At 54.0% G+C, this 12,139-nt stretch carries 12 protein-coding genes and 1 other annotated feature; all 12 genes read left to right on the forward strand.

The annotated features are described in order from the left end of the window. Positions 1-1,186 (forward strand): glycerate kinase family protein (locus ACI4N7_RS08050; protein WP_439732842.1); only part of this gene is annotated, 1,186 nt, incomplete at its 5' end. Between the two features lie 535 nt (positions 1,187-1,721). Beyond that, positions 1,722-2,414: a 7-cyano-7-deazaguanine synthase gene (locus tag ACI4N7_RS08055; RefSeq protein WP_439732843.1), complete on the forward strand. Its 693-nt coding sequence runs from the start codon at positions 1,722-1,724 to the stop codon at positions 2,412-2,414. A 355-nt stretch (positions 2,415-2,769) separates the two neighbouring features. Then, positions 2,770-3,099, forward strand: coding sequence for a 6-carboxytetrahydropterin synthase QueD (gene queD / locus ACI4N7_RS08060; protein ID WP_439732844.1), 330 nt, complete (start codon positions 2,770-2,772; stop codon positions 3,097-3,099). Then, entirely contained in the window at positions 3,089-3,772 is a 684-nt protein-coding gene (queE, locus tag ACI4N7_RS08065; protein WP_439732845.1) for a putative 7-carboxy-7-deazaguanine synthase QueE, read from the forward strand. Before queD ends, queE begins: the two co-directional genes overlap by 11 nt. A gap of 1 nt (position 3,773) precedes the next feature. Continuing rightward, on the forward strand, positions 3,774-4,340 hold the full coding sequence (gene folE, locus ACI4N7_RS08070) for a GTP cyclohydrolase I (protein WP_439732846.1): 567 nt from the start codon (positions 3,774-3,776) through the stop codon (positions 4,338-4,340). Positions 4,341-4,539: 199 nt separating this feature from the next. Further along, positions 4,540-4,766: a binding site (T-box leader), on the forward strand. 111 nt (positions 4,767-4,877) lie between these two features. Continuing rightward, a complete protein-coding gene (locus tag ACI4N7_RS08075) occupies positions 4,878-6,053 on the forward strand; it encodes a YkvI family membrane protein (protein ID WP_439732847.1) in 1,176 nt (391 codons plus the stop codon). 393 nt (positions 6,054-6,446) lie between these two features. Continuing rightward, on the forward strand, positions 6,447-8,354 hold the full coding sequence (locus tag ACI4N7_RS08080) for an NADH-quinone oxidoreductase subunit 5 family protein (protein WP_439732848.1): 1,908 nt from the start codon (positions 6,447-6,449) through the stop codon (positions 8,352-8,354). Beyond that, positions 8,347-9,222 carry a respiratory chain complex I subunit 1 family protein gene (locus ACI4N7_RS08085; RefSeq protein WP_439732849.1) on the forward strand — a complete coding sequence of 292 codons (876 nt, stop codon included), beginning with the start codon at positions 8,347-8,349 and terminating at the stop codon, positions 9,220-9,222. Before ACI4N7_RS08080 ends, ACI4N7_RS08085 begins: the two co-directional genes overlap by 8 nt. 11 nt (positions 9,223-9,233) lie before the next feature. Next, entirely contained in the window at positions 9,234-9,725 is a 492-nt protein-coding gene (locus tag ACI4N7_RS08090) for an NADH-quinone oxidoreductase subunit B family protein (protein ID WP_439732850.1), read from the forward strand. Then, the gene (locus tag ACI4N7_RS08095; RefSeq protein WP_439732851.1) at positions 9,722-10,159 is read left to right on the forward strand and encodes an NADH-quinone oxidoreductase subunit C; all 438 of its coding nucleotides are present in this window, start codon (positions 9,722-9,724) and stop codon (positions 10,157-10,159) included. Before ACI4N7_RS08090 ends, ACI4N7_RS08095 begins: the two co-directional genes overlap by 4 nt. Positions 10,160-10,165: 6 nt before the next feature. Next, positions 10,166-11,251 carry a hydrogenase large subunit gene (locus tag ACI4N7_RS08100; protein WP_439732852.1) on the forward strand — a complete coding sequence of 362 codons (1,086 nt, stop codon included), beginning with the start codon at positions 10,166-10,168 and terminating at the stop codon, positions 11,249-11,251. 11 nt (positions 11,252-11,262) lie between these two features. Then, a partial coding sequence (locus ACI4N7_RS08105) for a 4Fe-4S dicluster domain-containing protein (RefSeq protein ID WP_439732853.1) occupies positions 11,263-12,139 on the forward strand: 877 nt, incomplete at its 3' end.

Consider the following 12,139-nt stretch of genomic DNA (forward strand, 5'->3'; position numbering starts at 1 on the left):
GAACCCTTTGAACCCGCCGCGAAGCGGCCTATGGAGAAAGGAGCATCCCATGCACATTATCATTGCCGCTGATTCTTTCAAGGGCACCCTTTCTTCCCGGCAGGCGGGGGACATTGTAAAAAGGGCGGCCCTTGCTGTCTTTCCGCAGTGCCGGGCGGAGGTGCTTCCCATGGCGGACGGAGGAGAGGGGACGGTGGATGCCGTGCTGGCCTGGTCCGGAGGCAAGCGGATGCATTTTTCCGCCGCCGGGCCTTTGGGAACCCGGGTTTCCGCCTCCTACGGACTGCTTCCGGGACAGAGGGCTGTGATGGAAATGGCAGAGGCGTCAGGACTCATGCTGGTGCCGGATGATCAAAGAAATCCCCTTCTTACCTCTACCTTCGGCACCGGGGAGATGATGGCCCATGCCATGGAGGAAGGGGCCCGCACCCTTCTCATGGGTATCGGCGGATCCGCCACCTGTGACGGCGGCATGGGAGCCATGGAAGCGCTGGGCATTCGTTTCCTGGACAGGGAAGGAAGGGAGCTGCCGGGCAAAGGGGCGTCTCTTTCCCTGGTGGAGAGCATTGACTGCTCCCTCCGGCATCCTCTTTTAGCGGAAACGGATATCCTTGTCCTCAGCGATGTGGAAAATCCCCTGTGCGGAGAAAGAGGCGCAGCCCGAGCCTTTGCACCGCAGAAGGGAGCGGATCCTGCCATGGTGGAAGTACTGGAACGGGGCATGGTTCACTACAGGGAAATCCTGCGGAAAACCTTCGGAAAAAATGCAGACCGCATACGGGGGAGCGGGGCGGCAGGCGGCCTGGGAGCGGCCCTTTCCCTCTTTCTTGGCGCCCGAATGACCTCCGGTGCGGAAGAGCTTCTGAAGCTGGCCCGGTTTGACGAGAGGATACAGCAGGCGGATCTGGTGATTACGGGAGAAGGCAGGAGCGATGCCCAGAGCGGAGAAGGAAAAATCACCGGCGCCGTAGCCCGACACTGCAGGAAATGGAATGTTCCCTGCGCTGTCCTTTCCGGTTCTCTGGGAAAAGGCTGGGAAATCCTGCTGGAAGAAGGAGCCCTTGCCGTCCTCCCGGCGGCCCGGGAGGAAGAAAAGGAAAAATCCATGAAAAATCCTCAGGCCTATCTTCGCCGGGCGGCGGAGGATTTCTTCAGGAAATGGAAGGCGCAGGAGACAGAAAGATAGTGGAGTGGCCTGCTGTCTGCTTGCCACTGCCTGTTGGAATGTATTCCCGTATGCAAGTGGGTTCAAAAGGTTCAAAGCGCTATTGGGGCTTTCGCCCCTCAGAGCCTCTGGTTCGGCCCCGGAAGGGCTGCCTTCCGGGCCGGTTCAAAGGGGAGGGATAAAATACTGTAGAAGTCCTGCATAGGACTTCTACATCAGCCAAAGTCGGCTTTTGACCTGCTCATAAGAGGGCCACCCTTTTGATTGGCTGACTGTGCCGCTGGCGAGGTGAGCGCCTTCGGCACTATTTTTTTATCATGCGCCCGGGAGGGCGCCACCACCACCCTTTGAACCCTTTGAACCCTCTGAACCTTTCTACCCAACCCTTTTATACAATCTGCCGCCGAAAGGCGGCTACAATCTGCGGCGGAGCCGCGCTCCTTTGAAATTTTCCATCCATGTATTTTGCAATGAAGGGGCGAAGAGTGCTATAATACACTGTATCTATATTTCTCAGTTGTCATCTGTTAACCAACTCTAAAAAACAGGAGGAAAGATGAAAAAAGCGATTATATTATCCAGCGGAGGCGTGGATTCCACTACCTGCGTTTCCCTGGCTGTTGACAGACTGGGAGCAGAAAACGTTGTGACTGCTTCTATTTTTTATGGGCAGAAGCACAGGAAAGAAATCCTGGCAGCCCGCAAGGTAGCGGAATATTATCATCTGAAGCATTATGAATTTGACCTGTCCCAGATTTTCCAGTATTCCAACTGCTCTCTCCTTGCCAATTCCACCGAAGAAATTGTGCATAAGAGCTATGCGCAGCAGATTGCGGAAAACGGAGAAGGGAAGGTTTCTACCTATGTGCCCTTCCGAAACGGACTGATGCTTTCTACGGCGGCTTCCCTGGCGGCATCCCTTTTTGAAAATGACGATGTGGATATCTATATCGGCGCCCATGCGGACGATGCGGCCGGCGATGCCTATGCGGACTGCAGCGAACCCTTCCTGCAGCATATGGGAGAAGCCATCCGTATCGGCACATACGGGAAAGTTCATCTGGTATTCCCCTTTGCAGAAATGAATAAGGCCGGCGTGGTAGCCATGGGCCTGAAGCTGAAAACGCCCTATGAACTGACCTGGAGCTGCTACGAAGGCGGGGATAAACCCTGCGGCACCTGCGGCACCTGCATTGACCGGGCCGCTGCCTTCGCCGCAAACGGAGTAAAGGATCCGGCGCTGGGATAGTCGGCTGTCAAATCGGACGCTTGACAGTAATCCCGTAGGTTGACTTGCCCTTACGGGCTCGAAGGTTGAGGCCGCCACCGGGCCTTACGGCCCTGGGCTGCCAAGGTTCTGTCCGGGACCGGCTGACGCCTCCCGGACCGTTTGAGGGCTGCGCCCAGGGGAGTTATATAGTATCGCTGACGCTGGCGGGGTGGGCGCCTCTCGGCGCCATTTTATTGCCGCCTTCGGCGGTCTATATACTCATCGCCCGAAGGGCGATACCGCCACCCTCTGAACCTTTTGAACCTTTTGAACCCTCTGAACCCTTTGTACTTTGGCCGCGCCAGCGGCCTTCTATGATGAAAGGAAACAATACATGTTTACAGTAACAAAAAGAATAGAAGTATCCGGTGCCCATTTCCTGCACCTGGACTATGAAAGCAAATGCACCAATCTTCACGGACATAACTGGATCATTACGGTAACCGTGCAGAATGACAAGCTGGACAGGAACGGCATGGTGGTGGATTTCAGCAAGATCAAGGAAATCGTCAATCAGTTTGACCACCATCTGATCAATGATGTGCTGGGAGATCTGAATCCCACGGCGGAAAACATGGCCAAATGGATTTGTGACCATATCCCCTATTGCATCCGCGTTTCCGTGCAGGAAACGGAAGGAAATGTGGCAACCTATGAAAAGTAAGTACGCCTGGGACGACGGTTTCTTCCATGTAACGGAAATCTTCGACAGCATTGACGGAGAAGGAAAGCGCACAGGCCTTATGGCGGTGTTTGTCCGCCTGGCAGGCTGCAATCTCCGCTGCAGCTACTGCGACACCGCCTATTCCCTTACACTGGATGACACGAAGGAAGCGCTGACGGAGGAGGAAGTGCTCCGGCGCATTCACGGCTATCCCTGGAAACGGATCACCCTCACCGGCGGCGAACCCATGCTTCATCCCCTGCATCATCTGTGCCAGGTGCTGGGGGAAGAGGGGTACGATATCAATATCGAAACTAACGGTGCGGTGCCTCTGTGGAGAGAACGTCCGGAGGGCGTTTTCTATACCATGGATTTCAAGTGCACCGGCAGCGGCATGAAGGCCCACATGAACCGGGACAATTTCAAGCTCCTGGAGCCGCAGGACGTGCTGAAATTTGTAGTCAGCTCCGAAGAAGATATGGATGAAATGAAGGAAATCATCAGCCATTATTTTTCCGGCGTCCGTCATCCCGCGTTCTTTGTCAGCCCTGTATGGGGAAGAATCGAGCCGGAAAAACTGGTGGAATACGTAAGAAAGAACAGGCTGCAGGATGTACGGGTCCAGGTGCAGCTTCATAAAATCATCTGGGACCCGGACAGGAGAGGCGTTTAACATGGATTTGAAAAAATTGGAACAGGCAGCCCGGCTGATCATTGAAGCGGTGGGAGATGATCCGGAAAGAGAAGGACTTCTGGAAACACCGAAGCGGTTTGCGGACATGATGGCGGAGCAGTTTGCCTATACAGGCGTATCGAACGAAGAAATTGCCAGGGAATTTGAAAAAACCTTTGCTACTCCGGAAAATGACATGGTGGTGCTGAAGGATATTCCCATCTTTTCCCACTGCGAACATCACATTGCCCTCATGTACAACATGAAGGCCGCTGTGGGCTATATTCCCCACGGACGGGTCATCGGTCTTTCCAAAATCGCCCGCATTGCCGATGCGGTATCCAAACGCTTCCAGATCCAGGAACGGATCGGAACGGATATCCGGGATATCATGAAAATGGTTACGGGGTCGGAGGATGTGATCGTATATATTGAAGGAGAACATTCCTGCATGACTGCCCGGGGCATCAAAAAGCCGGGCACCCGGACAAGAACCATTGCTTCCTCCGGCGCTTTCAGGACCGACAGCGCCCTGAGAGGGGAATTTATGAAACTGGCAGGAAACTGAACGGTTCACTGTAAGTTCTGCGGAAATAAAAGAGACGCCTGAAGAGCGCCTCTTTTTTATTTTCCCGGTGCCGGCCGGAGAGAATTTCCGGTGCAGTTTTCTACGGCTTACGGCAGATTTCCTTATTTATTTATCCATATATGTCAATTTACCATTGACAACCCTGCTTCATGCGTGTATACTACTTTCTAACTAAAAAGTACCTGCATGGAACGAGACAGAAATGACGGAATTTCCTTTTAGAGATCCGGTGGATGGTGAAAACCGGAAGGAGCTGTCGTTTTACTCACTCGCGAGCTTCCCGGCCGAACCGAGTAGGCCTGGCGGATGTCCCCGTTATGGATACGCCCGACGCAATGAACCCCGTTCATTGATGAGGCAGAGTGATAAGTACAAGGTGGTACCGCGCAAGGATGCGCCCTTCAGAAATGTTTATTTCTGTCGGGCGCTTTTTGATTTCCTGCAGGAGTGTTGAGGAATCAGAGGGAGTAACAATTTCGTTTTCCCCCTTCCTTACAGACAAAGGAGTGAAGAAGTATGGAAGAGAAAAAAGGGATTTTCAGCGGAGCCATGGGAAGGCTCATCCTTCCGGGCATTATCCTGCAGTCCGTGCTCATCGGCGGCGGATATGCCACAGGCCGTGAAATCGTGGAGTACGGCGCCAAGTATGGTGCCATGGGCTGGCTTTCCGGGCTGGCTACGTTTATCGGATTTGCAGTGGTAGCCATTCTTTCCTTTGAGCTCATCCGCCTGTACAAGGTGTATGATTTCAAGTCCTTCCTGAAGGAACTGATCGGACCCCTCTATCATGTGTTTGACCTGGTGTACCTGCTGTTCATGGTCATTATTATTGCCGTCATGTCGTCAGCCACCGGCGCAGTAGTGGAGCAGATGACGGGGCTCAACTACTGGTACGGCGTAGGTGCCATTACGATTGTGGTAGGCATTCTTAACTATTACGGGGAAAAGATTATTTCCTATTTTGAAACCATCGGCACCGTGCTTCTCTATATCGGTTATATTTCCTTCTCTGCCCTGGTCATCAGCCACGGCGGGGCCCATATTTCGGAAGTCATGGCAGCAGGAGACCACTCCTTTGTACCCGATGCGACTGTCGGAGCCGCTCTGTGGACGGGCATTCTCTACATGGCCTACAACCTGGTGGTATTCCCTGCATCCTTTTTCACCATCAAGGCCCAGAAGAGCCGCAAAGACACCATCATCAGCGGAATCATTGCAGGCCTGCTTATGATTATCCCCTGGTTCATGACCTACTATGCAGTCATGGCCTTCTATCCGGACAAGGCGGTACTGGCTTCTCCGGTGCCCTGGGTGGCTATGATGCAGGCAGACAATGCGCCGGGATGGCTGCTCCTCCTCTTCAGCATCGTCATGGGATGGACTCTTATTGAAACGGCTACCGGCATTATCCATGCCATGCTGGAACGGATCGATACAGGTCTGAAGGATACGGGGAGAACTCCTCTGTCCCGCCAGCACCGCGGCATGCTTACCGTTGCCATTCTGGTCATTTCCGTTGCTTTTGCCAAAATCGGCATTATCGATCTTATCGCCAAAGGCTACAATGCCCTGGCCTATGCCTTCATTCTTCTCTACCTGGCACCGCTCCTTACCGTAGGGGTGTACAAGATTATCAAAAAATCTCCGAAGAAGGAAGAAGATACGGCAGCGGATATGGAAATCGTAAAATAAGGCGGCTTTGGAAATACGGCGTTTTTAGCAATAAGAACGCCGTATTTTTTTGCGGCAGAGACAGCGGCGCCATTTTATATGCCCGCCTTCGGCAGCGATACTGCAGCCCTCAGTGCCATAGGTGCGGTCAAACCTGCGGCATTTCCATTCCCGGTGCCGGCCATTCTTTAGAACCTTTTTACCTCCCCTGCACCTTTCGAACTGGGAGCACAAAGCGTCCCTATTTTATGCATAACTTCTTTAAGTACCGATAGAAAAAATCGATATGACTAATTGAGAGCAATTTATACCTTGCAGGAATAGCATTTTTGAGATAAAGTATATGTTAATAAAGAGAAGGACTGTTATATAAGGTATACTTATAAAACGGGGATGAGTTCAGGAGAAGGGAAGATGGATATGGTATTACCGGCATTGCTTTTCGCTCTGCCTCTGGTGACGGCACTGGTGCTCCTGGTGAACAGGAATCCGGCGGTCAGGAATACGCTGGTCCGTGTGTCGGCACTTTTGATGGCATCTCTTTCGGTGGCGGTAGGAGTCATGTATTTCGGCCATCCGTTCAAGATCGGCGTGGATTCTCCGCTGGTCCGGCTTGTGATGATGGCGGTGGACGGACTGGCAGCGCTGACGGTGCTGTATTTCTGCGTGAAGTACAAACGGTATCTGACAGCCCTTCTGGGACTGGCCCAGTTTTTCCTTATCCTGGCCTTTGAGTTCCACGCCGGAAGCTATGCCCGGTCGGTGTGGGATTTCAATATCGACAATCTGGCCATTATCATGATCCTCATTGCCGGTATCATAGGCGGTCTCATTGCGGTGTATTCTCTGGGGTACATGGCGGTGTATCACAGGAAGCATGCCAACGTGAAGGACCGCCGTTCTTTCTTTTTCTTCGTGGTTTTTCTTTTCCTGTCCGCCATGTTCGGCCTGGTGATGTGCAACAATCTTCTGTACATGTACACCTTCTGGGAAATCACCTCGCTCTGTTCCTTCCTTCTGATCGGCTACTCGGGAACCAATGAGGCCATTCACAATTCCTTCAAGGCACTGTGGATGAATCTTCTGGGAGGACTGGCTTTTGCTTCCGCCATTGCCTACCTGGGCTCCCATTTCTACACCCTGGAGCTGTCCCAGCTTCTGTCTCTGGGCATGCAGCAGATGCCGGTGGAGCCGGTGGTGGCCCTTCTGGTGTTCTGCGGATTTACAAAATCCGCCATGATGCCTTTTTCCGGCTGGCTGCTGGGGGCCATGGTGGCGCCTACGCCTACATCGGCGCTGCTCCATTCCTCCACCATGGTGAAAGCCGGGGTGTTCCTGATTATCAAGCTGGCACCGGTTCTCGGCAATAACCATGCAGGTGTTATGGCCATGCTGGTGGGTGGGATTACGTTCTTTTTCGCATCCTGTGCGGCCATTTCCCAGTCCGACGGAAAAAAGGTGCTGGCCTATTCCACCATTTCCAACCTGGGCCTTATTGTATGCTGCGCCGGCACCGGCTCCTATGAGGCAGCCTGGACGGCCATTATGATTGTCATTTTCCATGCGGTGGCCAAGAGTCTCCTGTTCCTCACCGTAGGTACGGCGGAGCAGCAGCTGGGAAGCCGCTGTCTGGAAAGCTTCGACGGCATTTTCAATTCCATGCCCCGGCTGTCCCTGTGCATGGTGATCGGCATCTGCGGCATGTTCCTGGCGCCCTTCGGCATGCTCATTTCCAAATGGGCGGCCATGAAGGCCTTTGTAGATGCAGGACAGCCGCTGCTGCTTCTGGCTCTGGTGTATGGCTCCGCCACCACCCTTTTCTACTGGACCAAATGGCTGGGGAAGATTACCACCTATATCCCCACCAATGAAAACCGGGAGAAGGGTATCCTGGGAGTGGAATGGACGGCCCTGAAGTCCCTGGCCGCCCTGACGCTGGTGGTATGCGTGCTTTTCCCGCTGATTTCCCAGTACATGGTCATTCCCTATCTGGCTCTCATGTATAGAAATATTAATGATGTCATTGCCCAGTCCAATCTCTGGATCATGTCGGTCATGGTCTTTCTGCTCATTATCCTGCCTCTCCGCTTCGGCAAGAGCCGCAGGAAGAAACAGGTCATTACCAATCTGTCCGGCGAAAACCTGGGAAGCGATGTGGCTTACCGCGGCGCCGCCGGCCGTGTTGTGCCGGTGCAGCTTCGGAACTGGTATCTGGAATCCTGGTTTGGAGAAAAACGGATGACTCTCTGGGGGTACACGGCCTGCCTGGCCTGCGTGCTCATGGAGCTGTCCCTGGCGGCAGGAGGTGTGTTCCATGTCTGATTATATGATGAATGTCATGGGCGCCGTGCTGTACCTGCTGCTGGCGCCTCTTCTGGGAGGACTTCTTTCCGGCCTGGACAGGAAGATTTCCGCCCGCATGCAGCGGCGGGTGGGGCCGCCTGTTCTGCAGCCCTTCTATGATTTCGGAAAACTCTGGGACAAGCAGCCCATTGCCGTCAATAAGGCGGAAGGATTTTACGTTTTCGGCTTTCTCCTTTTCGTCCTTTTGTCCGGCGCTTTCTTCTTTGCCCGGGGCGATATCCTGCTGGTGGTCTTTACTTTGACCATGGCCAGCGTGTGTCTCATTATTGCCGCCTATGCCACCGATTCCCCCTACAGCCAGGTGGGAGCGGAAAGGGAGCTGGTGCAGACCATGGCCTATGAACCCATGCTGCTCATGGTGGCACTGGGATTCTATCTTTCCGGCGGCAGCTTCAATATCCGGGACATTATGGCCTCGGAAACCATGAATATCCTCCGCATGCCCGGCATTTTCCTGGGCCTCTGCTATATTCTTCTCATTAAATTCAGAAAATCGCCCTTCGATATTTCCATGTCCCACGAAGCCCATCAGGAACTGATCGGCGGCGTGAAGACGGAAATTTCCGGACGCACCCTGGGCATGGTGGAAATTGCCGAATGGTATGAGGACGTGTTCCTGCTGGGACTGGTGCTTCTCTTCTTCCTGTCCTCTTCTCCCTGGACGCTGATTCCGGGGCTTCTGGTATGTGGCCTGGTCTTTTTCATCGGCATTCTGGTGGACAACAGCTGTGCCCGCATGAAATGGGAGAAAATGCTGGCCTCCACCTGGCTTTTCTCTTTCCTTGCAGGATTTATTAATGTGGCATTTCTCATGTATTTCAAATAAGGAGGACTCGTATGGGATTTGAAAAGAAATCACCCTGGCTGATCCATTACGACGGTTCTTCCTGCAATGGATGCGATATTGAAGTGCTGGCCTGCCTCACGCCCCTGTATGACGTGGAACGGTTCGGCATTGTGAATACAGGGGATCCGAAGCATGCGGATATTTTCCTGGTCACCGGCGGCGTAAATGCACAGAACCTTCCGGTGGTGCGTCAGATTTACGACCAGATGCCGGAGCCGAAGGTAGTCGTTGCCGTAGGCACCTGCGCCTGCACCGGCGGCGTATTCCGGGAGTGCTACAACATGCTGGGCGGCATGGACAAGGCCATTCCGGTGGATGTGTATGTACCGGGCTGTGCGGCCCGGCCGGAGTCCATCATTGCCGGTGTGGTGAAGGGCCTTTCCGTGCTGGAGGAAAAGCACCGGAAGCTGAAGGCTTCCGGAAATCACGGAGTGCCTGAGGAAACGCCGAAAGTCTTTGGCGGAGAAGGAGGCAGATCATGAAACAGCAGGTCATTGAAATCCGCAGCGAAGACCTTCTGGAAAGGACGGCCCGTTTTAAAAAGGAGGGCTGCCGTCTGGTACAGATTCTCTGCACCAGGGTGGAAGAAGGGTATGAGCTGACCTATACATTTGATAAAAATTATTTCCTGTACCATCTTCGTCTCATTGTGCCCCTCACGGGATCTGTCATGAGCGTGACCGGCCTGTACTGGTATGCTTTCGTATGGGAAAATGAAATCCATGACCTTTTCGGCCTGGATATCCGGTTTATTGTGCCGGAGGTGGACTACGGAGGCCATTTCTACCATCTGGCCCAGAAAACTCCCTGGCACGACCTTTCCGGCGCCGTTCATGCAAAGCGGGCGGTGAAGGTGAATCTTCGGAGCGGCCTTGGCATTGACGCTTCCGTGCAGAAAGATACAAAGGAGGATTGATTTCATATGGCAGAAATAACCACAGTCCCCTTTGGGCCTCAGCATCCGGTGCTTCCGGAACCGATTCACCTGGATCTGGAACTGAAAGACGAAAGGGTGGTACGGGCAGTGCCTTCCATCGGCTATGTACACCGGGGTCTGGAAAAGCTGGTGGAAAAACGGGACTTCAAGCAGTTCATCTATGTGGCGGAACGGGTATGCGGCATCTGCTCCTTCGGCCACGGGTGGGGCTATGCCAAGGCCGTGGAAGGCCTCATGGACATAGAGGTGCCGAAGCGGGCCAGCTGTCTGCGCACCCTGTGGCATGAGCTGTCCCGTCTCCACAGCCATCTGCTCTGGTTCGGCCTGGCGGCTGATGCCATGGGCTTTGAAAGTCTTTTCATGCATGCCTGGCGCATCCGGGAAATCGTGCTGGATATTTTTGAAGAAACCACCGGCGGCAGGGTTATTTTTTCCGTCTGCAAAATCGGCGGGGTAAGAAGGGATATTACCGATACCCAGCGGAAGGAAATCCTGGAAAAGATGAAGGAACTCCGCAGGGAAATCAAGGACATGGCCATGGTATTCCTCTATGACAATACCATCCAGAGCCGTCTGGAAGGGGTGGGTGTCCTTTCCATGAATGATGCGGTGGAACTGGGCTGCGTAGGCCCCATGGCCAGGGCCAGCGGCCTTCCCGTAGACTACCGCATGGCCGATGATGAAGGATTCTATAAAGAGCTCCATTTCCATCCTGTCACTGAAACAGCTGGAGACTGCCTGGCCCGGGTCAAGGTGCGTCTGGGAGAGCTTGATCAGTCCATAGATATGATTACCGGCTGTCTGGAAAACATGCCGGAAGGGGCCATTGATGCGCCGGTGCGGGGCATGCCTCCGGCAGGCGAATATTTTACCCGGGTGGAACAGCCCCGGGGCGAAGCGCTGTACTATGTGAAGGGCAATGGCACCAAGAACCTGGAACGGTTCCGTCTCCGCACTCCCACCAATGCCAACCTTCCGGCTCTGGTCAAAATGCTGAAGGGCTGCGAGCTGGCGGATGTGCCCAATATCATCCTCACCATCGATCCCTGTATCAGCTGCTGTGAAAGATAAGGAGGGAATCCATGAGTTTTCTCATTTACATGAAACAGGCCCTCACCAATCTGTTTAAACCGCCGGTCACCACCTCCTATCCCATCCGGCCGAAAACCTTCCGGCCCCAGGACCGGGGCCGCGTCATCAACGACATCAGCCAGTGCATTCTCTGCGGCCAGTGCATGAGGACCTGCCCTGCCGGTGCCATTACGGTGGACCGGGCCACAGGCACCTGGAAAATCAATCCTTTCGCCTGCGTCCAGTGCGCCGGCTGTGTGGAAGTATGCCCGAAGAAATGCCTCCACATGGATCCGGAGCCGGCATCGCCGGACGTGAAGAAATCAGAGATTATTCTCAATGTACAGAAGGAAGACGGCGTATCCAGAGTGCAGCGGAAGGTAGCCGCCATCCATATGACCCGGGCGGCCATGGATGACAGGAGCCATATCGTCAATAACATTATGAAATGTATTTTCTGCGGCCAGTGCATGCGGAACTGTCCCTCTGGCGCCATTACCGTGGACAGGCGCTCCCGGACCTGGAGAATTAATCTGGAAGCCTGCGTCAACTGCGGCACCTGCATTGACAACTGCCCCAGAAAATGTCTCTCCCTGGGCTGCTATCTGGGTAACCCCAGCGAAATTACCATGCACGGCTCCCGCCCGCCTATGGGAAGAAGACATATGGGACCGCTTTCGCCTTCCCCGGCACCGGTAGAAACCAAAGCACCGGCGGCAGAAGAAAAGAAAGCGGCTCCGGCAGAAGCAGCGAACCTGCCGGATACCCATATCCGCATAGAAGCGGACAAATGTCTTTTCTGCGGCAAATGCGAGCATAACTGTCCGGCAGAGGCCATTTCCATAGACCGGAAAAACCGCACCTGGACCATAGACCGGGAAAAATGCA

This window comes from Dialister sp. (assembly GCF_051885895.1).
Classification (GTDB): Bacteria; Bacillota; Negativicutes; order Veillonellales; family Dialisteraceae; genus Dialister.

Excerpts from the sequence above, each read along its gene's own strand:
- ACI4N7_RS08055 (WP_439732843.1), top strand. The coding sequence starts at position 1,722 with ATGAAAAAAGCGATTATATTATCCAGCGGAGGCGTGGATTCCACTACC.
- ACI4N7_RS08095 (WP_439732851.1), top strand. The coding sequence starts at position 9,722 with ATGAAACAGCAGGTCATTGAAATCCGCAGCGAAGACCTTCTGGAAAGG.
- ACI4N7_RS08085 (WP_439732849.1), top strand. The coding sequence starts at position 8,347 with ATGTCTGATTATATGATGAATGTCATGGGCGCCGTGCTGTACCTGCTG.
- queD (WP_439732844.1), top strand. The coding sequence starts at position 2,770 with ATGTTTACAGTAACAAAAAGAATAGAAGTATCCGGTGCCCATTTCCTG.
- folE (WP_439732846.1), top strand. The coding sequence starts at position 3,774 with ATGGATTTGAAAAAATTGGAACAGGCAGCCCGGCTGATCATTGAAGCG.
- ACI4N7_RS08100 (WP_439732852.1), top strand. The coding sequence starts at position 10,166 with ATGGCAGAAATAACCACAGTCCCCTTTGGGCCTCAGCATCCGGTGCTT.
- ACI4N7_RS08075 (WP_439732847.1), top strand. The coding sequence starts at position 4,878 with ATGGAAGAGAAAAAAGGGATTTTCAGCGGAGCCATGGGAAGGCTCATC.
- queE (WP_439732845.1), top strand. The coding sequence starts at position 3,089 with ATGAAAAGTAAGTACGCCTGGGACGACGGTTTCTTCCATGTAACGGAA.
- ACI4N7_RS08080 (WP_439732848.1), top strand. The coding sequence starts at position 6,447 with ATGGATATGGTATTACCGGCATTGCTTTTCGCTCTGCCTCTGGTGACG.
- ACI4N7_RS08090 (WP_439732850.1), top strand. The coding sequence starts at position 9,234 with ATGGGATTTGAAAAGAAATCACCCTGGCTGATCCATTACGACGGTTCT.